The sequence below is a fragment of the Aeromonas sp. TS_SC_11 genome (assembly GCF_057318915.1).
Genome location: NZ_CM170470.1, coordinates 2,120,102 through 2,146,017 on the forward strand (window position 1 = coordinate 2,120,102; position 25,916 = coordinate 2,146,017).

General features: G+C 57.5%; 21 protein-coding genes, 3 tRNA genes and 1 pseudogene. 7 read left to right on the top strand and 18 right to left on the bottom strand.

Annotated elements, in window-relative coordinates; translation table 11 throughout:
• Positions 1-129: 129 nt before the first annotated feature.
• Entirely contained in the window at positions 130-1,203 is a 1,074-nt protein-coding gene (alr, locus tag AC1P02_RS10040; RefSeq protein WP_219598452.1) for an alanine racemase, read from the top strand.
• A gap of 67 nt (positions 1,204-1,270) precedes the next feature.
• Here alr and AC1P02_RS10045 read toward each other — a convergent pair.
• From AC1P02_RS10045 to AC1P02_RS10060, 4 genes and pseudogenes are all read right to left on the bottom strand, one after another.
• Positions 1,271-1,354: pseudogene (locus tag AC1P02_RS10045) on the bottom strand (YfhL family 4Fe-4S dicluster ferredoxin); the annotation flags it as partial.
• Positions 1,355-1,372: 18 nt separating this feature from the next.
• Entirely contained in the window at positions 1,373-1,621 is a 249-nt protein-coding gene (locus tag AC1P02_RS10050) for a YfhL family 4Fe-4S dicluster ferredoxin (RefSeq protein WP_096120054.1), read from the bottom strand.
• Between the two features lies 1 nt (position 1,622).
• Complete coding sequence (trhP, locus tag AC1P02_RS10055) at positions 1,623-2,984, bottom strand: prephenate-dependent tRNA uridine(34) hydroxylase TrhP (protein WP_005311829.1); 1,362 nt, start codon at positions 2,982-2,984, stop codon at positions 1,623-1,625.
• A 239-nt stretch (positions 2,985-3,223) separates the two neighbouring features.
• Entirely contained in the window at positions 3,224-3,961 is a 738-nt protein-coding gene (locus AC1P02_RS10060) for an EAL domain-containing protein (protein ID WP_099991711.1), read from the bottom strand.
• A 235-nt stretch (positions 3,962-4,196) separates the two neighbouring features.
• On the opposite strand from AC1P02_RS10060, the gene AC1P02_RS10065 reads away from it, so the two are divergent.
• From AC1P02_RS10065 to AC1P02_RS10080, 4 genes are all read left to right on the top strand, one after another.
• Positions 4,197-4,919 (top strand): hypothetical protein, encoded by a 723-nt coding sequence (locus AC1P02_RS10065; protein WP_429179919.1) that lies wholly within the window; start codon positions 4,197-4,199, stop codon positions 4,917-4,919.
• A 30-nt stretch (positions 4,920-4,949) separates the two neighbouring features.
• Positions 4,950-5,441, top strand: a complete 492-nt coding sequence (locus tag AC1P02_RS10070) for a CS1 type fimbrial major subunit (protein WP_265456310.1) — start codon at positions 4,950-4,952, stop codon at positions 5,439-5,441.
• 67 nt (positions 5,442-5,508) lie between these two features.
• Entirely contained in the window at positions 5,509-7,950 is a 2,442-nt protein-coding gene (locus AC1P02_RS10075) for a CS1-pili formation C-terminal domain-containing protein (protein WP_485185246.1), read from the top strand.
• Positions 7,951-7,971: 21 nt separating this feature from the next.
• Positions 7,972-9,177 carry a hypothetical protein gene (locus AC1P02_RS10080; protein ID WP_485185248.1) on the top strand — a complete coding sequence of 402 codons (1,206 nt, stop codon included), beginning with the start codon at positions 7,972-7,974 and terminating at the stop codon, positions 9,175-9,177.
• A gap of 29 nt (positions 9,178-9,206) precedes the next feature.
• Here the strand turns inward: AC1P02_RS10080 and AC1P02_RS10085 are convergent, their stop codons facing one another.
• Positions 9,207-9,845, bottom strand: coding sequence for a response regulator (locus tag AC1P02_RS10085; protein WP_096120048.1), 639 nt, complete (start codon positions 9,843-9,845; stop codon positions 9,207-9,209).
• 123 nt (positions 9,846-9,968) lie between these two features.
• Here AC1P02_RS10085 and AC1P02_RS10090 point away from each other — a divergent pair, with 123 nt between their 5' ends.
• Positions 9,969-13,409: an ATP-binding protein gene (locus AC1P02_RS10090; RefSeq protein ID WP_485185250.1), complete on the top strand. Its 3,441-nt coding sequence runs from the start codon at positions 9,969-9,971 to the stop codon at positions 13,407-13,409.
• Here AC1P02_RS10090 and AC1P02_RS10095 read toward each other — a convergent pair.
• The 4 genes from AC1P02_RS10095 to AC1P02_RS10110 all read right to left on the bottom strand — a co-directional run bounded on the left by AC1P02_RS10095 (position 13,395) and on the right by AC1P02_RS10110 (position 14,146).
• On the bottom strand, positions 13,395-13,670 hold the full coding sequence (locus AC1P02_RS10095) for a hypothetical protein (RefSeq protein ID WP_485185252.1): 276 nt from the start codon (positions 13,668-13,670) through the stop codon (positions 13,395-13,397). The genes AC1P02_RS10090 and AC1P02_RS10095 overlap by 15 nt on opposite strands.
• 138 nt (positions 13,671-13,808) lie before the next feature.
• Positions 13,809-13,893, bottom strand: a tRNA-Tyr gene (locus AC1P02_RS10100).
• A 44-nt stretch (positions 13,894-13,937) separates the two neighbouring features.
• Positions 13,938-14,022 (bottom strand) — tRNA-Tyr (locus AC1P02_RS10105).
• Between the two features lie 39 nt (positions 14,023-14,061).
• A tRNA-Tyr gene (locus AC1P02_RS10110) sits at positions 14,062-14,146 on the bottom strand.
• A gap of 345 nt (positions 14,147-14,491) precedes the next feature.
• Between AC1P02_RS10110 and AC1P02_RS10115 the strand changes: the two genes are divergently transcribed.
• Positions 14,492-15,724 carry a cysteine desulfurase-like protein gene (locus AC1P02_RS10115; protein WP_485185254.1) on the top strand — a complete coding sequence of 411 codons (1,233 nt, stop codon included), beginning with the start codon at positions 14,492-14,494 and terminating at the stop codon, positions 15,722-15,724.
• Between the two features lie 53 nt (positions 15,725-15,777).
• Here the strand turns inward: AC1P02_RS10115 and AC1P02_RS10120 are convergent, their stop codons facing one another.
• From AC1P02_RS10120 to AC1P02_RS10160, 9 genes are all read right to left on the bottom strand, one after another.
• Complete coding sequence (locus AC1P02_RS10120) at positions 15,778-16,839, bottom strand: protein-glutamate methylesterase/protein-glutamine glutaminase (protein WP_058393557.1); 1,062 nt, start codon at positions 16,837-16,839, stop codon at positions 15,778-15,780.
• 10 nt (positions 16,840-16,849) lie between these two features.
• The gene (gene cheD, locus AC1P02_RS10125; RefSeq protein WP_005311846.1) at positions 16,850-17,320 is read right to left on the bottom strand and encodes a chemoreceptor glutamine deamidase CheD; all 471 of its coding nucleotides are present in this window, start codon (positions 17,318-17,320) and stop codon (positions 16,850-16,852) included.
• A 10-nt stretch (positions 17,321-17,330) separates the two neighbouring features.
• Positions 17,331-18,134 carry a CheR family methyltransferase gene (locus AC1P02_RS10130; protein ID WP_265432118.1) on the bottom strand — a complete coding sequence of 268 codons (804 nt, stop codon included), beginning with the start codon at positions 18,132-18,134 and terminating at the stop codon, positions 17,331-17,333.
• A gap of 61 nt (positions 18,135-18,195) precedes the next feature.
• Positions 18,196-20,367 carry a methyl-accepting chemotaxis protein gene (locus tag AC1P02_RS10135; protein ID WP_339021435.1) on the bottom strand — a complete coding sequence of 724 codons (2,172 nt, stop codon included), beginning with the start codon at positions 20,365-20,367 and terminating at the stop codon, positions 18,196-18,198.
• A 72-nt stretch (positions 20,368-20,439) separates the two neighbouring features.
• Positions 20,440-21,012, bottom strand: coding sequence for a chemotaxis protein CheW (locus tag AC1P02_RS10140; protein WP_058393555.1), 573 nt, complete (start codon positions 21,010-21,012; stop codon positions 20,440-20,442).
• A gap of 12 nt (positions 21,013-21,024) precedes the next feature.
• Positions 21,025-22,947, bottom strand: coding sequence for a methyl-accepting chemotaxis protein (locus AC1P02_RS10145; RefSeq protein WP_042468398.1), 1,923 nt, complete (start codon positions 22,945-22,947; stop codon positions 21,025-21,027).
• A 15-nt stretch (positions 22,948-22,962) separates the two neighbouring features.
• Positions 22,963-25,176, bottom strand: a complete 2,214-nt coding sequence (locus AC1P02_RS10150; RefSeq protein ID WP_485185260.1) for a chemotaxis protein CheA — start codon at positions 25,174-25,176, stop codon at positions 22,963-22,965.
• A gap of 26 nt (positions 25,177-25,202) precedes the next feature.
• Positions 25,203-25,529 carry an STAS domain-containing protein gene (locus AC1P02_RS10155; RefSeq protein WP_058393552.1) on the bottom strand — a complete coding sequence of 109 codons (327 nt, stop codon included), beginning with the start codon at positions 25,527-25,529 and terminating at the stop codon, positions 25,203-25,205.
• A 14-nt stretch (positions 25,530-25,543) separates the two neighbouring features.
• Positions 25,544-25,912: a response regulator gene (locus AC1P02_RS10160; RefSeq protein WP_017412489.1), complete on the bottom strand. Its 369-nt coding sequence runs from the start codon at positions 25,910-25,912 to the stop codon at positions 25,544-25,546.
• Between the last annotated feature and the right edge of the window lie 4 nt (positions 25,913-25,916).

Consider the following 25,916-nt stretch of genomic DNA (forward strand, 5'->3'; position numbering starts at 1 on the left):
AGCTCCAAGACACAGTTTTCCCGGTTCGACAATTATGCCGGTCCGGCTTTCGATGATGACAATTAAGGGCTGACACCACACGGTGCCTGGTGCATTCACGCGCCATCATGCCCTCGTAAGGGAAAACAGATGAAAGCGGCTATTGCCCAAATCAATACAGCGGCCCTGCGCCACAACCTCGCCGTGGTCAAACGGCATGCCCCCGATTGCAAGATCATTGCCGTGGTCAAGGCCAATGCCTATGGCCATGGTCTGCTGCCGGTTGCCCGCACCCTGGTGGATGCGGATGCCTACGCAGTGGCCCGAATCGAAGAGGCGCTGATGCTGCGCTCCTGCGCCGTGGTCAAGCCCATAGTGCTGCTGGAAGGCTTCTTCTCGAGCGCCGATCTGCCGGTGCTGGCGGCCAACAATTTGCAAACGGCGGTGCACACCTGGGAGCAGCTCGAAGCGCTGGAGCAGGCCGAACTGCCGGCTCCTGTGGTGGCCTGGCTCAAGCTCGACACCGGCATGCACCGGCTCGGGGTGCGCAGCGATGAGATGCCCGCCTTTATCGCGCGTCTGTCCCGCTGCAAGAACGTGGTGCAGCCGTTCAACATCATGACTCACTTCAGCCGCTCAGATGAGCTCGAGCAATCGACCACCCGCGAGCAGATCGACTTGTTCAGTCGCCTCACGGCGCCGCTCCTGGGTGAGCGGGCCATGGCCAACTCGGCGGGGATCCTGGCCTGGCCGGATTCCCACTGCGACTGGGTGCGCCCTGGCGTCATCCTGTACGGTGTTTCTCCCTTCCCCAATACGGTGGCGGCGGATTACGACCTGCAGCCTGTGATGACCTTGAAGACCCAGCTCATTGCGGTGCGGGATCACAAGGCGGGCGAACCTGTGGGCTATGGCGCCAACTGGGTGTCGGACCGGGATACCCGGCTCGGCGTCATCGCCATCGGCTACGGCGATGGCTATCCGCGCATGGCGCCCAACGGCACCTCTGTGCTGGTCAATGGCCGCATAGTGCCTCTGGTGGGCCGCGTTTCCATGGACATGACCACAGTGGATCTGGGGCCGGGCGCCACCGACAAGGCCGGTGACGAAGCCGTGCTCTGGGGCGAGGGACTGCCGGTGGAGCGGGTCGCCGACGAGATTGGCACCATCCCCTACGAGCTCATCACCAAGCTTACTTCCCGGGTCTTTATGGAATACGTCTAGGCACGGCCAGCACCAAACGTAAAAAAGCCCCGCATGCGGGGCTTTTTTTTCGACAACATGCCGGCAATTACTGCCGATGCATCCGCACAAACTTCTCCAGCAACTGATCTTCGGTTTCCACGTGGGCGGGATCCCGGATGATGCAGTCTATGAGTTGCAGACGCTGATGTTACTGCCGGTGCATCCGCACAAACTTCTCCAGCAACTGATCTTCGGTTTCCACGTGGGCGGGATCCCAGATGATGCAATCGATGGGGCAGACACTGATGCAGGTCGGTTTCTCATAGTGACCGACGCACTCGGTGCAGCGACTGGGGTCTATCTCGTAGATCTCCTCACCCAGGCTGATGGCCTGGTTCGGACACTCGGGATCGCACATGTCGCAGTTGATGCACTTGTCGGTGATGAGCAGGGACATATCAGGCCGCCGAGTGCGGCTGACGGGTGTCCTGGCGATCGCCGAGGTTGCGCAGCAGTATGCCGTAGTTGATGTCGATCTCTTTGGGGACGGGCACATAGACAACGTGGCCGTTGCCCGGCGCCGTGTCGATGAGCTCGCCCTTGCGGTTCTGCATCTGCTCCAGATTGAAGCTGACGTTGCCCTGCGGCGTCATCAGTTCCAGGCTGTTGCCCACCAGGAACTTGTTCTTCACTTCCACTTCCACCATGTCGCCCTGGCGACCGGTGATCTCGCCGACGAACTGCTGGGTGTCGGAGACCGAGTAGCCGTAATCGTAGTTCTGGTACTCGCTGTGGTTGTGACGGCGCAGGAAGCCCTCGGTGTAGCCACGATGGGCCAGGTTTTCGAGGGTGCCCATCAGGGTCGGATCGAACGGGCGACCGGCGACCGCATCGTCGATGGCCTTGCGATAGACCTGGGCGGTGCGGGCGCAGTAGTAGAAGGACTTGGTGCGGCCTTCAATTTTCAGCGAATGCACCCCCATCTTGGTCAGGCGCTCCACGTGCTCGACGGCGCGCAGATCCTTGGAGTTCATGATGTAGGTGCCGTGCTCATCTTCGAACGCCGTCATGTATTCACCGGGACGGTTGGACTCTTCCAGCAGCACCAGCGCATCACTCGGTTTGCCAAGGCCCAGGGTGTTGTCCGGACGCACGGCAATGGGCTCCTGGCGGTGGACTATCTGGCCCACGTCATCTTCCTTGCCCTCGTGCACCTTGTACTCCCAGCGGCAGGAGTTGGTGCAGGTACCCTGGTTGGGGTCACGCTTGTTGATGTAACCGGAGAGCAGGCAGCGGCCCGAATAGGCCATGCACAGAGCGCCGTGGACGAAGACTTCCAGCTCCATCTCCGGCACCTGCATGCGGATCTCTTCGATCTCGTCCAGTGACAGCTCGCGCGAGAGGATGGCACGGGTCAGGCCCATCTGATGCCAAAACTTCACCGTCGCCCAGTTGACCGCGTTGGCCTGCACCGAGAGGTGAATGGGCATGTCCGGGAAGGCTTCACGCATCATCATGATAAGACCCGGATCTGACATGATGAGCGCATCCGGCTTCATCTCCACCACGGGACGCATGTCGCGGATGAAGGTCTTGAGCTTGGAGTTGTGGGGCTGGATGTTGGCCACCACATAGAACTGCTTGCCCAGTGCATGGGCCTCGTTGATGCCGAGCTGCAGATTTTCGTGATCGAATTCGTTGTTGCGCACCCGCAGGCTGTAGCGTGGCTGACCCGCATAGACGGCGTCGGCGCCATAGGCATAGGCGTAACGCATATTCTTGAGGGTCCCGGCGGGGGAGAGCAATTCTGGTCTGAACATGTTGGACTCTTAGTATCTGATTGCAAATCAGGACGACGCCACCTGATGGCGCCGGATTGGTTGAGCCGTGGTGCGAGACGGCGCTCGCGTCACAACTACCCGATGGCGTACATCATTATGCAGGATCACAGGGGATGCACCTGATATACGGGGTGCGAGATTGTACTCGCCCCCACGCCATCATGCAATTTGGCAGGTAGCTGATGCCAGTGCGAGTCGCAATGAATGTGTGAGCCCGATCAGGCCCAGCGGGAGAGGGGGGAGGGCATGGCGTAGGCGTAGCCCTGCTGATAATCGCAGCCGAGTCGGTTGGCGACCTCGATATGGGTCAGGGTTTCCACCCCTTCACACACCACCTTCATGCCGAGTCGTTGCAGGTATTCCACCAGACCGGTCAACATCTTGAGGGCATGGGGCGTGCGCGCCGCCTGCAGCAGCAGGGAGCGATCCAGCTTGATGATCTCGTAGGGCAGCGCCATCACCCGCTGGAAGTTGCATTCCAGAGTGCCGAAATCATCGCAGGCGATATGGGCGCCATGATCCCGCAGCACTTCGATCAAGGCTCTGTGCTGGCTGTGCAGTGGCGCGTGTTCAAGCACCTCGAACCAGATCTCGATCCCTGCCTTGCGCGCCTGGAGCAGCACCAGCAGCAAGAGATTCTGATAGGTCGGGCTGCACAGCATGGGGTTGAGGTTGATGGAGAGGGCATAGGGTCCGCCCTTCGCCAGGGTAGGCAGATCGCGCATGATGGCCCTGAGCATGACGATATCCACATGCAGGGACTCATCCTGGCTGAGGGAGAGAAAGTCGATGCCCTGATAGCTCTGACGTTGTGGATCCCAACGTCTGGCCAGAACTTCATAACCCTTGACCTGACGGTCGCGACCTATGATCGGCTGATAAAAGGGCACGGCTACCTCGGCTACCGCCACGGTTGCCATGTCACTCATCGGATACTCTTCTTTGAACGCAAACATGGCACTCACCTGATAGACGGATATGGCTGCGCATAATACAGGAGGGAAAGATCAAAACACCGTAGGAATAGTCTGATAATTGGCGTGATTTTGCGTAGTCAATATAGGACTATTCTGATTAACTTCCCCCGTCATTCTACCTAGACTGGCTCCAACGATATGCAACTGACTCCGTTTTTAATAAATGGCATTTATTAAACGAACGTCGGCATGTGAAAACCAGTCTGGAATAAAAATGAAAAGAATATATCTCATCCTGCTGCTGATGTTCAGCGGTAACCTGTTTGCATCGGCTGAGATCAGCATAGGGACGCTTTATGACTATATGTCAGGCCAGCAAAGCACCTATTTAAAACGCATTCGAAATCAGGGTGACGCTACCGCCTTTGTCAAGGTGGCGATTCACGAAATAACTTATGACGAAGCTGGTCAACCCCATGAGTCGCCGGAGCTGACAGAGGGGCGCCGGGCGCTGATCGCCAGCCCTTCCCGCATGATTATTCCGGCCAACGGGGTGCAGGCAACACGGCTGTTGTATATGGGGGAACGGGACAATGAGCGTTATTTCAGAGTCCGTTTTATTCCTGTGTTGCCAAAACAGGAGGACGGGTTCGATCTGGATGCCAATACGGTTCAGGAGAATCAACAGCAAGTCTCGGCCGGGGTAAATATATTGACCGGTTTCGGCGCCATTATTTTTGTGATGCCAAAAGAGAGTCGCTTTGATACCAAGTTGATCAAGACAGATACCATGACCACTGTCGTGAATAAAGGCAATGCCACCATAGTGCTGGATTTTTTTGAAGAGTGCGATGGGCGGAAAAAAAACTGTTCCACCCCAAGCAAAATCCATCTGTTGCCGAATATGAAAAAGCAACTGATGAAAAAGAGCGATCACCTTTATCGGTTTGAACTGATTGAGGGTGACAAGAGCAGAAACATGGTGATTGGTCACTGATGTTTCTTATATCCGAGAGAGGAGAGAGTGATGAAAGTATGGATAGCTGCGCCTCTGGCAATGCTGGTGTCGGCCAACTTGATGGCGGCGGAACGGGTTGAACATCAGGTCACCGTGACCGCCCAGATCCCGACCGAGTCTTTCTATATCCAGCCGACCGGCGGGGACAACTGGATGAGTACGCCGCAGAAGCTGGCCTACAACCCTTATACCAAGAAGTTGGACAAGCTGAGCAAGCAGCTGGATGCCAAGAGCACCATAGGCGCCATCACAGGTTATCTGACCAACCCGGCCGTGATGGCCAGCGGCAATGACAACATCCCCCTGACCGTCAAGATTGGTGGCGTCACTCTGGGGACCACCTCGGCGGAAGTAATGAAGGCCGATGATGCCAAGACCGGCAAATTGCTGGGGTTGGAAGTGATCCCGGCGGATGCCCCGGTCGCCGGCTACAAGCCAGGCAACTACCAGGGGGTGGTGAACATGATATTTGAATCGGAAGCCCCCAAAGGCGGTGCATAAGCCGATTGGTGGAGGCTCCCTGTCACGGGGAGCCTTTTCGTCTGCGTTTAGAAGAGTGAGACAGGTCGTGCCGTATTTCTCTTTCCTGCTGATCCTGGTTGTGTTGTGCGTACCTGCCTGGGCCACGGGAGGGCGAACCACACAACCCCTTGATCTGCTGCAGCAAGCGAAAGATTTGCCTGATGGTTTTGCCGATCACTTCTTCGGCGTCCCGCTGGCGGTGCGCATCCTGGTGGATGGGCAACTGTTGGGGGAAGGCGAGATAGTGCTGGGCAAAGACACCAGCGTGCAACTGCTGGCTCTGACCAACAGCCACGAGAGCGAGCTGGAAGAGCGGGACCGCCAGCGCTGGAGCAAGGTGTTGAGCGAGCCTCATCTGCTGGGCCCTTGCCAGAATCGGTGCGCTGACCAGGTGTTGGCGCTGGAGTACAGCCTGGAAAACTCCCAGTTGTCGGTGCTGACGGCGGGGGCCGAAAAGGGAGTGCACGCTAGCCGCTATTACAGTCTGCCCACAACCGGCAGCTATGGCACCCTGCTGCGCCACCAGTTGAACCTGACCCAGGGGGAAGGGGAGCAGCGCAGTGGCCGTTACAATCTGATGGCCCAGGGCAGCATAGGCCAGTGGACCCCGCTGCTGGAGGGGGAAGTGAGCCAGTCCGGCAACGGGCAGGCGGCGCAGCACCATGTGCAGCAACTTTATGCCGAGCGTGAGGGAGAGGGGCGTTTCTACCGGCTGGGCTACTTCTCGCCCTATGCCCAAGGGTTGGTACGCCAACCCACCCTGTTTGGCGGCGGAACCCCGACCGTGCTGGGGGTCATGCTGGGGGACTCTGACACCCTGTTGATTGAGCAGGGCCAGGCCAGTACGACGCCGCTTTATGTCACTCCGAGCCGGCCCGGCATGGTGGAGATCTATCGGGACGGGCAGCTCATCAACTCGCAGCAGGTGATCTCGGGCTTGCAGGCCCTCGACACCAAGGTGCTGCCCGCCGGCATCTACGAGGTGGAGTTGCGGGTGCTGGAAGATGGTCAGGTGACCGAGCGGCGCAGAGAGATGATCTACAAGCCGATGAACTGGCAAAACCCGGATGAAAGCTGGCGCTTCAACCTGTTTGTGGGCCAGCAGACCCGCTTGTTCAGCAACTGGGAAGAGGAGACGGTCCGGCCCCTGAGCAGCGGCGTCATGCTCAACCATCTGCTCACCGCCTCGGTGATCGTCGGGGCTTCCAGCCAGTATATCGACCAGCGCTGGCAGCATGGCCTCTCGGCCGACTGGAGTCTGGATAGCCAGTGGCGACTGTTTGGCAACCTGATGGCGACGCAAGGCCTGGGCAGCGGCTTCGATCTGCAGGCCTTGTATCACTATGGCGAGGGCAGTCTGGTGCTGAGCCATCAGCAGCAGCGCCAGCAGGGGCAAGTCGATGGGGAGAGCCGCGACCTCAAGCAGAGCAACCTGTCGTTGCAGCAGCGGCTCGATGAGCGCCACTCCGCCAACCTCTATCTGGCCCATCAGGTGGGTCGCGGGCTTGGGGCCGATCTGGGCTGGCGTTACAACGGCGATCTGCTTGGTCAGACGGTGAGCTGGAACCTGACGGTGTTTGACCGCCCGGGCAGCATCAGTACCGATAATGCGAGGGACAGGGGGGGCATGCTCTCCCTGAGCATGAACCTGGGGGGAGATCGCAGCCTGCTGGCCATCGGCATCGGCAGCCGGACCTCCCGCTCCGGCGGGCAGGAGCGCAATGCCTCCCTCAGTTACCAGCAGTTGCTGGAGTGGGGCGCCCTGCAGAGCGTGGGGGCCAACCTGACCACCGACAGCTACGGTGTCGGCACGGCGGGCTACGCCAGGTTTCAGGGGGCCTTGGTCAGCGGTGATGCTCACCTGCAGTCGTCTTCCTATAACCGGGCCCTGAGCGGGGGGATCAACCTTGACAGTACCCTGGCGTTTGGCGATGAGGGCCGCCTGATCATGACAGGCCAGTCGCAAGGGCAGGAGGCGGGCATGATAGTGGATGTGGAGTCCGATATACCCGAGCTGACCCTGCGCGCCGATGACGATCAGGGTGGCAATATCAAGTTGCGGCCAGGTCGAAATCTGGTGCCCGTCACCGCCTATCGCAGTGGCGCCGTGCAGCTGGATATGGCCGGGCAGAATGCCCCTTCCATGACCATTCGTCCCAACGTCTTGCCCTATCATCTCAACAAGGGCGGCGTGGCCTATCACCAGGTCCGTGTGATGAAGACGGTGACAGTGATAGGCCGCCTGCTGGATGGGCAGGGGATGCCATTGAAAGGGGCCATGGTGGTCAACCATGCGGGCCGCACCGTCAGCGAGGCCGATGGCTTCTTTGCGGTAGAGATGAGCGAGCGTAATCCCAGCTTGCAGGTGGAGTATCAGGGATCGCAACAGTGTGCTCTGGCGCTGGACACGGCCCGAGCAGAGCGTCAGCAGGAAGTGTTGTTGCTGGGCGATCTGGTCTGCAGTGCCCAGGCCTGGGCCAGTCAATAAGTGCTTAAGTAGGAAGAGATAATGAGAGCTGGTGTGATGCATTATGGTTTGTGGCTGGTCGTGCTGCTTGGGTTGCCCGTGCAGGCCGCATCTATCGATGTGACCGGAGAATATAAGCCAGCGACTTATGAGGTTGAATTCGGGAAGTTTATCAATACAACACCATGTTCTGTTGCTGAAGAGATGACAGGGGATTTTTGGTGCAAGGGAACCGCCTCTTTAGATAAAGAGCAGGCTGTTGTCATTAAAACCACGATACACAGAACAGTTAAGAATAATAATAATCTACGTGATGCTATTACCTATCAGAAGTTTACGGGAAAGAAAACGGTTGAACTTGTAAACGAGCATGGTGATAGAAAAACACTTTCCTTTATATTGACAAATATTGGTGGGAGCCATAATAACAATATTCTTGAGGCTGCCAGTTCAACGGGTAAACAATGGCTTTACTCTGTAAGTGGTGATTGCAAGTTTAGGTTGGGATCGTGGGCATCATCTTATTGGTTGGAGTATTTTTTTGATATAAATAAAGCCAATCAAATGACGGGTGGCCTATGTTACAACAACGATTTCAAGAAAGGGTTTGTTTCGGCGGAAACTTATATGCGAAGATTTTATATTGGTTACAGACTTGTTCCACCTGATCCGTTGAAAATGCAAAATGGTACCTACAAAGGTTCTTTGACATTAACCGTGGGCGCTAATCAGGATCTTGATTTTGGAAATGGCAATTACTCAGACTCTACACTGATAGTCAATTTCTCTCTTAAAGTTCAGCATCAAATGAAAGTCGAATTTCCGGCTGGCAGTGATAAGGTAGTATTGCAACCGCCAGGTGGATGGCATGACTGGATTTATCGTGGTAAATCACATCAGCCCCCCTATTTGATTGCGGAGCTGCCATTTCGACTATGGAATAGTTCAGATTTTCATGTCTGGCTGGACTGCCAATATGCCTATGGTGAAGTCTGTATGCTGAATAATGAAAGGCTCGGGATGCAAGTCAGGCTTGAGGTGATTTATGTAAATAAGTCTAAAGAAGAAATTCCCTTGAAGCATGGCGTCAAGAAGTTATTTTTAGCAAGCATAAGAGGTCCATATAACATTAATGACGCGCGCAGCATCATCTTTAAAGTGCAGAAACCAGCCTTGACCTTGATGATGGAACACCCGGGGAGCACTTATAAAGGCAATGTGACCCTTATTTATGATGCCGCTATTTAAGAGTGACGGTGATTTATTCTGGTCAAGAGTCAGGCCAGCCCTTGCTCCTTGGCATAGTGAAACAGGGCGCTATCGCTTTGCAGGCCGAGCCTCAGCATGGCGCTTTTTTTCTGGGTGCTGATGGTCTTGACGCTGCGGTGCAGGTACTCGGCCACCTGGGTGACTGACATGCCGCTGGCGAGGAGTCGTACCACTTCGCTCTCCTTGGGGGTGAGTTGAATCGAGGTAGTGTGATGATCCAGCCCGGCTTCGGCCAGCAGGGTTTTCACCGAACTGCCGATATAGCTGTGCCCGGATAATATCTGACGAATGGCATCGGACAATTCACTGATCACCGCTTTTTTGAGCAGAACACCGCTCACTCCCAACTGGAGCAGCGACTGCAAGATACCGGCATTGTGGATCTGGGTCAGCACCAGAATAGGCAGGGTGGGATAATCCCGTTTCAATTGCTGGATCATGGTCAAGCCATCGCTGCGCTCATCCCCTGGCATGCTGAAATCGGTGATCAACAGATCGCAGTTATGTTGCTGCAATGTGTTTAATAGTTCGGAGACTTGATGCGCTTCTGCAACAACCTCGCAACCAGGTTGGTTGTGTGCAATAAGGCTGCGGATCCCGGTCAGTATGAGCGGATGGTCGTCGGCAAGAATGATCTTGAAAGACATAGGTGAGCCCCATATAAAACAGTGAATAATATTTAAACTATCAAACATCTCATTTCTATACTACTTTGCGCACCGCATTTTTTCGAGCGTTTATATGATGTCATTTCTTTCAGGATTGGCACGATGAGGTGTCCTCTCGTGGCGATATTTCGATGCATGGTCGTCATATTGGTATTTAATATATGTATATTCTGCCAGCCACTCCTCGCCGCAAATAAATCCTCCATACCGGTAATAAGAGTCGGGTTATTGGTGGGCGGCTGGGGGCCATTTCAGCATTGGGATGGGCATAATGGCAGCGGCTTCAGTGTCGAGCTGATAAGTATCTTGGCCAAGAACCTTGACTACCAGATTGAGTGGAAAGCATATCCCGACTGGAACCGGTTATATGCGGCCAGCTGCAAAGGTGAGGTCGATATTTTGCTGGATGCCTTTCGCTCGGAAGAACGGGAATGTATTTCATACACGCGCCCGTATTATTCGTCACCGACCGTGGTCGTGGTGCGCCATGATTCTCCTTTCTTTCGTGATGTCAGTGGCTTGAATAGATCTCGTCTCGCCATCGAAGCCGGTTTTCTGACTGAGAAACTGGTCCGTCTCCATTATCCTGATGTCTCCCGTATCCTGTTTCAGGACTCCAGTTCTGCCTTGCAGGCTGTGCTCGACAAACAGGCCGATGCCTATATCGGCAACCTGCATGTTGCCAATCAATTTATTGCCCTGCACCCCGAATTGGCCGTGGTGGCCCAGTCCCCTTTGCTGATGGAGAGCCTCTATCTGGGCATCAGCAACCATAAGTCCAGGTTGGGGGTCCGGTTTGATACTGCCATTCAGGCGCTGACGGTGGAGCAGCGCAGCACCCTGGAGCAGCGCTGGCTGGGTGACAACAGCCTGAGTTTTCTGGGCCACAGTGCTTTTTTGCTGCGGCCCGATGAGCGGGAATGGCTCTCCCGGTTACCGCCGCTGACACTGGGTTTGATCCCTGGCTGGGTACCTTTTTCCTACGCCGACAGCAGTGGCAAACTGACCGGCCTTATCGGTGACTATCTTGCGCTGTTCAAGGACAAGCTGGGACTGGCCTATCTCTACCACGCTGACCAGAGTTGGTCCGAACTGCTGCAGGCGCTGCTGCATCAAGAGGTGGATCTGACCATCATTCCTACCCGCATCAGCCAGCAGATGGTGGGTTGGCAGTTGAGTCAGCCCATTACCTCCTTTCCCGTGGTGATCGCCATGGCCCGTGGCAGCAATACGATCGGTGGCTTTGCCGAACTGGCTGGCAAGCATCTTATCGTGACCGACAGCATGCTGACCGCCGGGCTGAAGGCACGTATCCCGGATATCCAGATCACAGTGGTACCTGGTCCGGAAGAGGGGCTGGCCATGGTGGCCGCGGGGGCAGGGGATGCCTATATGGGCAATCTGGCCGTCATATCACGGCTTATCAATGAGCGGTTCGATGACAGCCTGCATATAGTGGCGCCCACCCCCTTCAAGGATGAACTGGCTGTTGCAGTGCGTGACACCTATGCTCCCCTGCTGCCGCTGATCAATCGGGTGCTGGCCAGCATGAGCGACAAGGAGAAGCAGCAGATCCGCAATAGCTGGCTGGCGGTGAACTACAGCGAAGGGATCCCGTGGCAAAAGCTGATACAAACCCTGATCCCCGTTGGCACGGGTGTCACCTTGTTTATTCTCTCGCTCTCCATCGCCTACTGGCGTTTGCGCCAGGAGATCCTGCACCGCCGTCAGGTGGAGGAGGCTCTGGCACGAGCCAAGGAGTGCGCCGAGCATGCGGCCAGCAAGAAGGCTGAATTTCTGGCCACCATGAGCCATGAGATCCGCACCCCCATGAACAGCATCGTCGGCATGGCGGAGCAGCTGAGCTTCACGTCGCTCGACCTGGAGCAGCGGCAGATGGTTGCCATCATCAACCGGGGGGCCGAGGGGCTGTTGCAACTGATCGGCAATGTGCTGGATTACTCCAAGCTGGATGTGGGCAAGATGGCGCTGGCGCCGAGCTCTTTTTTGCTGCGCGAACTCATCGACAGCGTGTTGACCATGATCAGCAGCGAGGTACAGCGTAAGGGGCTGCAGTGTTACCTGCGTGTCGATGATGAGGTGGGCGCCCGCTTCACTGGGGATGTGCTGCGACTCAAGCAGGTGTTGTTCAACCTGGTCAGCAATGCCATCAAGTTCACCGAGCGCGGCTTTATCGAACTCTCCATCAAGCTGGAGGCGCAAACAGATGGGGAGCAGCGGTTGCTGATCGGGGTGCAGGATACCGGCATCGGCATGAGTACCGAGGCGCAGGCCCGTATCTTCAGCGCCTTTGAGCAGGCAGATGGCGCCACCACCCGCAGTTATGGCGGGACTGGGCTTGGTCTTAGCATCAGTCATACCCTGGCCGAATTGATGGGGGGAGAGCTCAGGCTGGAAAGCGCCCCTGGGCTTGGGACTTTCATCGGGCTTTCGGTCACCTTGCCCCTTGAGCTGCGCCGTGAATATGACCCCACCCTCATGGGGTTGCGTGCCTTTATGGCACTGGAGGATGGCAAGCTGCGCCATACCTTGCGCCTGCACCTGCTGTCGTTGGGCGTGCAGACAAGCGCTGAACGGCAGGGGGCCGACTTGCTATTTGTCGATGGGGTGGATCTCTCGGAGCCCTGCATCTCTGTTGCCCCATTGGGCAATGCGCTGGGTTATCAGTTGCGTGAAGGGCGTTACTGGCTCAACAGCAATCCCTTGACCTGGCAGGCTGTGCGGGAGGTGTGCTATCGCCAGCTGGGCCAGGGTGAGCAACTGCTGCCCGATCATATTCCCGTGGAGCCTGCTTTCCGGCCTTTGTCATACCGGCTGCTGGTGGTCGAGGATCATCATCTTAATCAGGTATTGGTGCTGCGCCAGCTCAAGCAGCTGAATCTGGTGTGCGATCTGGCCGAGAATGGCCAGCAGGCGCTCGCCATGCTGGCACAGCACAGTTACGACCTGATCCTGTGTGATTGCCAGATGCCGGTGATGGATGGCTACGACTTTACCCGCCAGGTGCGCACTGTCGAGGGACTGGCGCGGCTCCCCATCATCGCCATGACGGCCAATGTGATGCCGGAGCAGGCGCAGCGCTGCCTGGCGGCAGGCATGAATGATGTGCTGGGCAAACCCGTGCTGTTGGACGGGCTCCGCCAGATATTGATGAAGTGGTGCATATTGCCCGCCCCCAAACGGCTTGATGTGACATCCCTGCAGACGTTTTTCGGAGTTGGAGAGCCTTTTGAGCAGATGATGATGCTGTTTCGTCAGGAGCTGGAACAATCTCTTGCTTTGGTACATGACGACGACAAGGGGCTGGCTAACTGGGTGCACCGTCAGGCCGGCACCATCTCCATGATGATGGTAGATGACTTGGCGCAGCAGGCCTGGCATCTGGAGGAGAAGATCCGCAAGGAGGGGGCCGGGCTGTGTGGGGCCGAATTGGCCGGGTTCAGAGCTGTGTTGCAGCAGATAGTCGATGAGTTGACTCTGCTGCTTGCCAGTCCCCGGGAAGAGGGATCAGGAAGAGACTGAGCTGAGATAGGAGAACCTGGGCTCATGGATGACATCCGGGTGCACGGCTTGCGCCAGCCACGACCAGTCAAGCAGGGGGGTACCCGCCTTGAAGCGCTGGTAGGCCTGACCCTTGGCTATGGTCAGGAACAGCGTGGTCGGCAGGCCGATGCGGTTGGTGTAGCGCACCATGACGTCGCCCTGATAGCTGACCAGCCGCTGTTGCAGCTGTGGCAAGGTCAAGCCGCTTGCTTGTCCTGTTTCATCCCAAATCTCAAACATGGCGCGCTATGTCCCTGAAAGGTATGAAGGCTACTGTTTCTAAAAGTAGCGGATGATGCAATTGTCAGATCTGACAGTGTCAAATGGATGCAATTTTAAAAAGCAAAAACCCGGCACCAGGCCGGGTCTTCTAAATGATGGTGGAGGGAGAAGGATTCGAACCTTCGAAGGCAGAGCCGTCAGATTTACAGTCTGATCCCTTTGGCCGCTCGGGAACCCCTCCACAGGGGTAAAGCATAGGTTATTCAGCCATTGCAATCGGGAAAATGGTGGAGGGAGAAGGATTCGAACCTTCGAAGGCAGAGCCGTCAGATTTACAGTCTGATCCCTTTGGCCGCTCGGGAACCCCTCCACGGGGTATTTCCTGATTGTCACTACATTTGCACTTGAATGGTGGAGGGAGAAGGATTCGAACCTTCGAAGGCAGAGCCGTCAGATTTACAGTCTGATCCCTTTGGCCGCTCGGGAACCCCTCCCCAAGTGCGAGGCGCATACTATCAGATCCGGCGGCTTTGTGAACCCCTTCTGGTGATATCTGGCGACAAAAAAGTGCGAGTCGGTCATTTTTTGATATCTTTCGCTCATTTTTCATCCTTATCAACGACTTCTACGCTGATTGCCGGCATGAAAGCGGCAAGTCGCCCGCGCGTCCCAGCCTTGATGGAGAAGCATGCCATGGAGAGCTTCCCAGCATTTTATACTGAAAATATGGCCTCATCATGTAACTGTGATGGCTGACCGGTTCACAGATGGACATTGCTGCTGCGCCATTTTACTCTCACCATGTTATTCAACTGTTAACATGGACTGTGGACTCTTCTATGCAGCCTCTCGATATTGCCGTGTTGCGCGGCCAGTTTCCCGCCCTCAATCAACTGGTTGATGGCAAGACCCCCATCTTCTTCGACGGCCCGGGCGGCGCCCAGGTGCCTCACTCTGTGCTCACCGCCATGACTGACTATCTCGGCCGCTTCAACGCCAATCTGGGGGGGCCTTTTTTCTCGGCCCGAGCCACGGAGCAGCAGGCACAGCGAGCCAGAGAGGCAGTGGCGACCCTGCTTGGGGCGGACAGAGCCGAGGAGATCGTCTTTGGCGCCAACTTCACCACACTGACGTTTGCGGTCAGCCGTGCTCTGTCACGTGAGTGGCAGGCGGGGGACGAAATCATCGTCAGCGGGCTGGATCACTACTCCAATGTGTCGAGCTGGCAGCAGGCGGCGGCTGATCGCGGCGTTGTGGTGCATCAGGTGCGGGTGGATGTGGCGAACGGCGGGCTCGACTACGGGCATCTGTTCAGCCTGCTGGGCCCCAAGACCCGGCTGGTCGCGGTGACGGCGGCTTCCAATACGACTGGCACTCTGGTCGATATCCCTCGCATCGCCGATGCCGTGCACGGGGTCGGGGCGCTGCTCTATGTGGACGCTGTTCATTTTGCCCCTCACGAGCGCATCGACGTGCAGGCCTGGGATTGTGACTTTCTCGGCTGCTCCGCCTACAAGTTCTTCGGTCCGCACCTTGGTATCCTTTATGGCAAGCACCGCCATCTGGATCATTTCACCCCTTACAAGGTGGAGCCCGCGAAGAATGTGGCGCCCGGCAAGTGGGAAACCGGCACCCAGAGTTGGGAAGCGCTGGCCGGAGTCGAGGCCACCATAGGGTATCTGGCCTCCCTCTCCGGGCTGGATGCGGCCGAACATGATTTGGAGGCCCGTCTCGATCTGGCATTCTCCCGCAGCCATGCCCATGAGCAACAGCTCAGCGCCCATCTGCTGGCCAAGCTGGCCGAGCGCCCCTGGTTTACCCTGCATGGCATCAATGACAGCCAGGGGCGCACCCCCACCTTCGCCCTCACCTCGAACCGCCATACGCCGGTCGAGATGGCGGAATTTCTCGGTCAGCATCAGGTCTGTAGCTGGGCCGGCCACTTCTATGCGCTGGCCCTGGTCGAGCAGTTGGGGGTGAGCGAGGGGGTCTTGCGGATAGGTTGCATGCACTACAACACATCGGCCGAGATCGACCGGCTGTTCGCCCTGCTCGACGACATGCCCGCCTGAAACAGCTGTGCCCGGCAGGCCGGGCACATTTCGCCAGTGGCTGAACGCGCGTTTTATCGACCCACTATGGCGTGGTGAATATCCTGCAGCGGCAGTATGTGGCGGGCAGCTCCGAGCTTGATGGCCTCCTTGGGCATGCCGAACACCACGCAAGACGCCTCATCCTGAGCGAAGGTGTTGGCCCCCGCCTCCAGCATTTCCCGTAACCCGCGAGCGCCGTCATCCCCCATGCCCGTCATTATGATGCCGGTGGCATTGCCGCCGGCAAACTTGGCGACCGAGCGAAACAGCACGTCCACCGAGGGGCGATGGCGGTTGATGAGGGGGCCATCCATGACATCGACGTGATAATAGGCGCCGCTGCGCTTGAGCAGCATGTGCTTGCCGCCGGGGGCTATGAGTGCCAGACCCGGAATGACCCTGTCGTTGCTTTTGGCCTCTCTCACCTCGATCTGGCAAAGGCTGTTGAGCCGCTCGGCAAAGGAGGCAGTGAACTTCTCCGGCATGTGCTGCACTATGACGATGCCGGGACAGACCCGTGGCAGGTTCGTCAGCACGGCTTCCAGTGCCTGGGTACCGCCGGTGGAGGTACCGATCGCCACGATCCGCTCCGTGGTCTGGGCCATGGCATGCTGGCTGGCTGGCGGCATGATGGCATCGGCGCTGAGTTTGGCCGCCACGATCAACGGGGGCGCCTTGCCCAGCCGTTTGACATTGGCTTGGGCGGCTGCGCGCACCGCCATGGCCAAGGCTTGTGCCGACTCCTGCAAGAAGCTTTTGAGGCCGACCGTGGGCTTGGTGATGATGTCCACCGCTCCGGCGGCCATGGCCTGCAGCGTGGTTTCCGCGCCTTTCTCTGTCAGGGACGAGCAGATAACTACCGGGGTAGGGTGTTCGGCCATGATCTTGGTGAGGAAGGTGATGCCATCCATGCGTGGCATCTCCACATCCAGCACTATCACGTCGGGCCACTCCTTTTTCAGTTTTTCCAGTGCAAACAGCGGATCCGAGGCGGTGGCTATCACCTTGATGTCCGGCTCCTGTTCGAGAATGGCCTGTAATACCTGCCTGACCACGGCGGAGTCGTCCACCAGCATGACCTTGATCTGTTTCATTCCCGTTCCCTTAACGATGTGGCAGCCGATGATGACGAACCCAGACATTGCCGCTGGCCAGTTCAAAGATCAGGCTTCTGTGTCCTGCATGTCCGAGATGATGGGCCTTGATGGTCAGGCCCAGGTGCTGCGTCAGTTGCCAGGCTGCCTTGATGTTCTTGATGGCCACATTCATGGTGGTGAGTGTCTGCTGTTCGATAAACATGTTGCCGCCGCCGAACAGTTTGACCTCATAGTCGTGAATGGGGGCGGGGTACTTGCTTATTTCATTGATAAATAACTGGATTGCTTCATCGGCATAGCGGCCATCCAGTGGGTCATCGCTGCGAGCCCGGCTTGGCAGCATGTAGTGGCACATGCCACCCCGTTTCTGCTCCGGATGCCACATGGTAATGGCGACACAGGAACCCAAGTGGGTGCGAATGATGGTGTCATCCTGGCCAAAAAAGAACTCTCCTGGTTGCAACATGATCTCTTTCATTCTGAAACCCTTATGGTTTCAGATAGATGGACGGCGACACCAGTTGCAAACCGTGGGGCAGGCCGTTCAGGCTTTCCGCATGGCTGACGATGAGGTAGCCCCCCTTCTTCAAGCGCGGCACCAGACGCTGCAGCACTTGTCCCTTGGTATCCCGGTTGAAATAGATCATCACATTGCGGATCAGAATAATGTCGAACATGCCGATGTCGGGCAGTTCCTGATTCAGATTGATGTGACGAAACTGTACCTTGTCCCTGAGCTTGCGGTCGATGATGAAGGTCCCCTCCTGAAACCCCACGCCCTTCAGGCAGTACTTCATCAGGAAGGAGAGCGGAATATTGTGGGCTCGCTCCATGGGATATTGCCCCGCTCTCGCCTGTTCCAGCACCCTGGTCGAAATATCCGAGGCGATGACTTCCCAATTGCCCTGGCTCAATGTCTCGGCCAGGGTCATGGCCAGGCTGTAAGGCTCTTCGCCCGATGAGCTGGCCGCGCTCCATACCCTCACCCCTCTCTCTTTTGGCAGTCGTGCCAGTACCTTCTCGCTGAGAAACTCGAAGTGCTTTGGCTCCCGGAAAAAGTAGGTCTCGTTGGTGGTGAGCAGATCCAGCGCGACCTGCAGCTCGGTCCCCCTCTGGTTCATGATCAGGCTGAAATAGTCCCCATAGCTCTCCAGCTCATAGTGGCAGAGCCGTTTTGACAGCCGGCTGGCGACCAGGGCTTTCTTGGCCGGTGACAGATCAATGCCCGCCGTCTGGTGGATCCAGCGTTGAAACTGCGCAAATTCATCATCATGCAACTGGGTCTGATACACGGTCGGACTCCCTGTGGCGATAGGGTTGGGTCGGGGGAGCCATGCTCACCCGGCCCTTCGATTAAAACCGGACAAAATCCCCATCGTTGCGGGGGCGAGGGGAGGTGCCGAATCCATCCTGCCCATTGCCGTCAGTCACGAATCGTCCTCGCGTAGCAGCACGGGGGGGCGCGGCTTTCTGACTCGCGCCGCTTTTGTGTTGCTCCAGGGTGAAGAACTCCATGGCCAGTTGCAGTTGCTCGGCCTGGCTGCTCATCTCCTCTGCGGTGGCGGCCAGCTCCTCGCTGCAGGAGGCATTTTGCTGGGTCACCTGGCTTAACTGATTCATGGCGATGTTGATCTGGCTGACGCCGGTGGATTGTTCAGCGGAGGCTGCGCTGATCTCCTGCACCAGATCCGAGGTCTTGTTGATGGAGGGCACCATCTGGTCGAGCAGGCGACCCGCTTTCTCCGCCATGTCGACGCTGCTGGACGCCAGCTCACCGATCTCCTGGGCGGCTACCTGACTGCGCTCCGCCAGCTTTCGTACCTCTGCGGCAACCACCGCAAAGCCTTTGCCATGATCTCCCGCCCGCGCCGCTTCGATAGCGGCGTTGAGGGCCAGCAGATTGGTCTGGTACGCGATGTCATCTATGATGCCGATCCGCTTGGCGATCTGCTTCATGGCATCGACCGTGAGCTTGACCGCTTCCCCCCCTTCCATCGCCTCTTTGGCGGCCTTGCTGGCCATGCCATCCGTGATCTGGGCGTTGTCTGTGTTCTGGTTGATACTGGCACTCATCTGCTCTATGGAGGCGCTGGTCTGCTCCATGCTGGATGCCTGCTCGCTGCTCGACTGGCTGATGGATTGGGCGGTGGCGCTGACTTGCTCAGAGGCGCTGGAGAGGTTGTCAGAAGCCCCTCTTACCTCTGTGACTATGTTGGTCAGCGAGACTATGGTCTGATTGAGGGAGTCCTTGGTGGTGCCGAACACCCCAGGATAGTCGGCCTCGATCGTCTGGGTCAGATCGCCCCTGGCCAGGCATTGCACTACCCTGATGACGTCGTTGAGGCTGGTGTCTATTACCTCGGCAATATGATTGATGCCTTCCCCCAGTGTCTGGAAGAAGCCGCTCTTGCCGGTCAGATCCATGCGGCGGTGCAGCTCGCCCTTGATCACTGCCTGCACTATCTCCGACATTTCCCGCTCGATAGAGACCTCTTTGGTGCGATCCGACCACTCGACCACGGATCCCAACCGCTCGCCATCGTCGCCGAACACAGGGTTGGCGATGAGGGAGAAGGTGCGCCCGCCGAGCAATATCTGGGTTTGGTAGGTGTTGTTCAGCTTGGCCAGCATGCTGCGTTGATGGCCGGGATTCTTGTGGAAGCTGTCGATGTTGGCACCCATCAGGGTGGCGGAGTTGAAGCTGTAGAGCTCTTTTTTAATGTCGGATTCGGCCTCGCTCAGCATTGCCCTGACAGACTCGTTCATGTAGATGATGTTGAGGTCTGTGTCGGCAATCATCACGTTGGTAGTTGCACCATCGAGCGCCTTCTTGACCCGCAGGCTTTCGGCGGCGGCGAGCTTGGCCGCAGTGTTTGCCGCTTTTACCTCGTTTTCGATGGCGATCTCCTTGGTCCGGTCGGCCCACTCCACCACTGAACCGAGTCGCTCCCCGCTGTCGTTGAAGACAGGGTTGGCAATGAGGGAGAAGATGCGGCCACCGACCGAGATCTGCGCGCGGTAGGTCTTGTCCAGCTTGGCCAGCATGCTGCGCTGGTGGGACGGATCCTTGTGAAAGGTATCTATGTTCTTGCCCATCAGTTGTCTGGTGTCGAAGTTGGGCAGATCCTTGCGGATGTCGGATTCCGCCTGCCCCAGCATGGCGAGCACGGCTTCATTCATGTAGACGATGTCGAGGTTGTTATCGGCGATCATCACATTGGTCGAGGCGCCATCCAGCGCCTTGCGTACTCGCAGGTTCTCGTCATAGAGCGCCTGATTGTCACTGATGGTAGTGAGGCTGCTGCTGAGCCGCTGCCCCAGCAGCGTGATCACGGCATTGAACTCCTGACAGAGCTCCCGCAGTGGGCCGCTGAGTGTGCCCGGTTCAAGCTGGGTTGGCAGATCACCCTGCGCTATACCTTGCTGCAGGGTGCGTGTGGCGCCTATCAGTTGGGTCAGTTCTGTTTGCAACAAGGCATGCGCGCTGCCGTTGCCGAAGAGATTGCCAAAGAATGATTGAGTCATGAGCCTTATCCTTGTGCGACATGCCATTGCTGTGTGGTGTGAGCGTCACCCTTGCTGTTTTTAATGCCCTGCTTAAGGGGTTTGTACTCTGTGCTCCAGCTGCCGTTCCTGCTGCTGGGTCAGTTCGCTGAGTTGTGCCATTTCGTCGATGGAGAGCACCTTCTCGGTGTTGATGAGAATGACGAACTTGCCATTCACCTTGCCCATGCCGCTGATGAAGTCGGCCCGGATGTGAGCCCCGAAGCTGGGGGGCGGCTCTATCTCGTCGCAGGGAATGGTCAGCACCTCGGATACCGAATCCACCACGACGCCTATGTCCTGATTGCCATGCTCCGAGTCATCCGGGTGTATTCCTTCGATGATGACGATGCAGCTGCGGCGAGTGATGCTGGAGGGGGCGTTGCCAAAGCGGGCATTGAGATCCACCACTGATACCACAGCTCCCCTGAGGTTGATAACGCCCCGGATGAAGCTTGGCATCATGGGGATAGGGGTGATGTTGCCGTACTCGATGATCTCTTTGACCCCGAGAATATTGATGGCAAACATCTCGCCATTGATCAGGAATGTCAGGTATTGGGCGTCGCCCTGATTGTCATGGGCCAGTGTGCTGGGGGGCGCGGCCACTTCGGTTGACATGCTCATGGGTCTCTCCGGTTAAAAGCGGACAAAGTCGGCTTCGTCAACCAGGGGTTGCGGCGCCGTGTTGCCGTGCAGCGGGTGTTGGGCAGGCATGACAAACTTGCCTCTGGGGGCCGAGCCTCTGTGCGAGTTGTCACTCGGCTTTGAGGGCTTGGCCAGGTTTGCCAGCGAGAAGAAATCCATGGTTTGCTGCAGCTCATTGGCCTGGGAGCTCATCTCCTCGGCGGTGGCGGCGAGTTCTTCGCTGCTGGCCGCGTTCTGCTGGGTCACCTGGTTAAGTTGACTCATGGCCATGCTGATCTGGTTGGCGGCGCTGGCCTGTTCGCCGGATGCCGCATTGATCTCCTGCACCAGATCGGATGTCTTGCGAATGGAAGGCACTATCTTGTCGAGCAGGCTGCCTGCCTTTTCCGCGGTATCGACGCTGCTGGAAGAGAGCTCGCCTATCTCCTGCGCCGCTATCTGGCTGCGTTCGGCCAGTTTGCGCACCTCGGCTGCCACCACGGCAAATCCCTTGCCGTGTTCACCGGCCCGTGCCGCCTCAATGGCGGCATTGAGTGCCAGCAGATTGGTCTGGTAGGCGATGTCATCGATGATGCTCACCTTGCGGGCGATCTGTTGCATCGCCGCCACGGTTTGCTGCACCGAGCGGCCCCCTTCGGTGGCTTCAAGCACGGCGCCGCTCGCCATGTTGTCGGTGACTTTGGCGTTGTCGGTATTCTGGTTGATGCTGGCACTCATCTGTTCGATGGAGGCGCTGGTCTCCTCGACGCTTGCGGCCTGTTCGCTGGTGGCCTGGCTCAGGGATTGGGCCGTGGTACTGACCTGATTGGAGGCGTTGGTGAGGTTGTCGGCGGCGTTGCGCACCTCTTCGATAATGGCGGTCAAGGCGTCTATGGTGCTGTTGAGGCCATCCTTGGTCTGACCAAAAATGCCCGGGTAGGGTTGTTCAATTTTCTGGGTCAGGTCTCCCTGAGACAGGGCGGTGGCGATGCGCATCACATCCTTGAGGCTGGTGTCAGTAACATTGGACAACTGGTTCAGCAACTCGGACAGGCGCTTGATGTACCCCTGCCGGTTGTCCAGCGCTATCTTGTAGCTGAAATCCCCCTTCTCGACGGCCGCTGTGACCAGGGTTTCAATGTCGTTGATGAGAGAGGTCAGCTTGTTGACCATGTTCTGCATGGCCATCAGCAGTTGGCCTGCTTCATCATGGGCACCAATGGTGATGGTGACATCCAGATTGCCTTCTGCCAGATGGTTGGCTACCTGCAGCGCCTGATTGATGGGGGCAATGATGCTGCGGATGAGGACGATGCCAAACCAGGCCGCTGCCACTATGCCTGCCGTTATCACCCCCATCATGGTGAGCAGCATGGTGTCATACCAGGATTGGGCCTGCTCATATTCGGATTTGGCGACATCCAGTTGCAGGTTGACCAGCTCGGTTATCTTGTTGCCGATGGGGTCGATGGAGCCATAAAGTTTGCCGTCAAAGTCATTGAGCGTACCTGTGATGACACCGCGTTGGGTTGAAAGAAATTGCTCCAGCTGGGAGATATCGCGATCCGCCGCGCTGAACAGGCTGCCCGCCTCTGCTGACAGTTTCTGTTCTGCACCCGTTAATTCGGTGGACTGATAGTGCTGCCACTCCTGCTTGATCTGCTGCTGGGCTTGCTGGATATGTTGCAGCGCCTCTTCGGCACTGGTGAGGCCCGCATTGGCCTTGTTGACGTTGTCTATGATGGCGACGGCGTAATTGTCGGAGATGGTTTTCAACTGCTTGAGCGGCACCACCCGGTCGTTATACACCCGCTGCAGACCCTTGTTGCTGCTCTGCATGTTGTAAAGTCCCAGCCCGCCCACCGCCAGCAGCAGCACGCATAACAGGCAGAGCAAGATGGTGAGGCGCATTTTAATGGTGGAGTTTTTAAACATGACTGGCTCCTGGCGTTAATTGGCTCTTGGTTGGGTTTGCATGCGAGGAATGGCGTACTGGCTCAGCTGGCCCAGCTCTTGATCAATGGCATGTTGAATGAGGGAGGGGATGTCCAGGATCAGGGCGACCTCGCCTCCCCCCAAAATGGTGGATCCACTGATCCCCTGCAGGCGCTGAAACAGCTTGCCGAGCGGCTTGATGACGGTCTGGAACTCCCCCAGCAGCTCGTCGACCACCAGCCCGGATTTCTTGCCGCCGTGACTGACGACGACGATGTTTTCCCTGCGTCCTCTTGCCCCCTCGACGTCGAAGTAGTGCTGAAGCCTGACAAATGGCAGTACCTCGCCACGCAGATTGATGTAGTTGCGTCCCTGGGTGTCATCCAGTGCACTCTGGGTCAGCTCCACGCATTCGATCACCATGTCGAGCGGGATGACGTAATGGGTGGTGCTGACTCGAACCAGAAAACCGTCGATGATGGCCAAAGTCAGTGGCAGCCTGATTTGAACCCGGGTGCCTTGTCCCGGCTTGCTGTCCAGCTCGACGCTGCCGCGCAGGGCCGTGATGTTGCGTTTGACCACGTCCATACCGACGCCCCGGCCCGAGAGGTTGGTAACGGCCTCGGCGGTAGAGAAGCCTGCCTCGAAGATGAGCTGATAGATCTCCTGATCCGTCAATGTTGCGCCGGCGGCCACCAGCCCCCGCTCCTGCGCCTTTTGCAGGATCCTTGCCTTGTTGAGTCCGGCACCGTCGTCCAGGATCTCGATGACGATGCTGCCGGAGTCGTGATAGGCGTTGAGAGTCAAGGTGCCTCTTGCCGGTTTGCCTGCCGCGAGGCGCTGCTCGGCCGACTCTATGCCGTGATCCATGGAGTTGCGAACCAGATGCATCAGGGGATCGCCAATCTTCTCCACCACAGACTTGTCGAGCTCGGTATCTCCGCCCGTGATGACCAGCGCAATGTCCTTGTTCAGCTCGTGGCTGACATCCCGTACGACCCGCTGGAAGCGGTTGAAGGTGTCGCCGATGGGCACCATGCGCAGGTGCAAGGCCCCGTCCCGGATCTCTTCAACCAGCATGGCAATGGTGGAGTTGGCCTCCTGCAGCTGGCTGTCCCGCGAGCGCTGTGCCAGCAGGCTGGCACCCGAGCTGGCGACCACCAGCTCGCCGACCAGATTGATCAGCTCATCCAGTTTGTCGGCGTGCACCCGAACATAGCGTCCCTCCTTGTTTTTGTTCTCCTTGTTCTGGTTCTGTTTCTTGAGCGCCGCATCCACCACGACTCCGTCGACTGCGCCCTGAGCGACCAGTATTTCTCCCAGCTTGCTGTTCTCTGTTCGCTGGTCGTCATGCTGAGTTTGCAGGCCCAGTGCCAGTTCGCTTGACGTCAACGCTCCTGTCTTGACCAGCAGTTGCCCCAGCATGTCGTTGTCTTCCGGCAATTCATTGATGAGGCCTATGTATTCAGCAATCTTGCTATGCGGGGGCAGTATGGTGATGCGGCAGTCGTCACGTACGAATTCAAACACATCGCTCAGGGTGCTCTTGTCGGCCTGGGTATCGACATCGAGTTCATAGCCGAGGTAGCAGGTTTCCGGATCAAAATGTTCCCAGTCGGGCAGGGCATCGTGGAGGGTTTCGATGGCGCAGAGGGTGCCCATGGTGCCGAGATAACGTAAAAACGAGGTGGGATCCATGCCGTTACGCAGAACATCCGGGCCAAAGCGCAGGGAGATGTGCCACAGGGAAGTGGCGCTGGTGTGCCCCTCCTCCTTGCTGACCGGGTCTGGGGTGGTTGACGCAGTGCACTCCGGCAGCTGGCTCTGGCTGGCAGTTTGATGCCGAGCCAGGTTGAGCCTCAGCTGAGCGTCTTGCGCCAGTTCATCGTCCCCTGGCGCCGACCCTAGCTCTGCAACCAGATAGACCAGCCGCTCGATATGATCCCGGCTCTCCAGCAGATCCTTGATGAGCGCAGTCGTGATCCCCAGTTGCTGATTGCGCACCTGATCGAGCAGATCCTCGACTATGTGGGTAAAGCTGACGATGGGCTGCAAGCCGAACAGGCCAGCGGAGCCCTTGATGGTATGTGCCGCCCGAAAGATGGCACCGATCAGCTCGCTGTTCTCCGGGTCGTTTTCCAGGGTCAGCAGGGAAGACTCCATCTCTTCCAGCAGTTCGCGTGCCTCGGCTATATAGGTTTGCAGGGCCTGATCAAGATTGATGCTCACGAATGCCTCCTTGTCACTGGGACTGCCTAGGCGTGATCTGCGTGGGGAATAAGGGTGGGATCGCCAAAGAAAGCAGCCAGCTGGCACAGCTCCAGCGCATCGAGTACCGCATGACTGTGCATGACCAGATGCAGTGGAGAACCCCCTTGCTGCATCGTTTTCTTGGCGGCCAGCAGCAGTTGCAGTCCGGCGCTATCCATCTCGGATACCTGAGAAAGATCCAGCTCCAGCGCCTGCTGGCGGTAGAGCAGGGGCGTAAGTGCCTGCTTGAGCTCGGCGGCGGTATAGATGGTCATCTCCCCCGATACTTTGACCAAGGTTTTGTGCTCACCTGTCTCTATGTGCAGCGGCATGGTCGCCTCCTGGCTCAGGGCATGATGAGCTTGGCGACGGCCGCCAGCATCTGGTCTGGCTGGAACGGCTTGACCACCCAGGCTTTGGCCCCGGCGGCTTGCCCTTCCTGCTTCTTGCTGTCCTGGGATTCCGTAGTCAGCATGATGACGGGGGTGAACTTGTAGTTGGCCAGTTTCTTGGCCTCCTTGACGAAGCTGATGCCGTCCATGTTCGGCATGTTGACGTCGCTGATGATGAGATTGATCTTCTTGCCGTCGAGTTTTCTGAGGGCATCCTTGCCATCGCAGGCTTCCATCACCTCGTATCCGGCTCCCTTGAGTGTCATGCCGACCACTTGGCGAATAGTTGCCGAGTCATCCACGATCAGGACTGTTTTGGGCATAGTT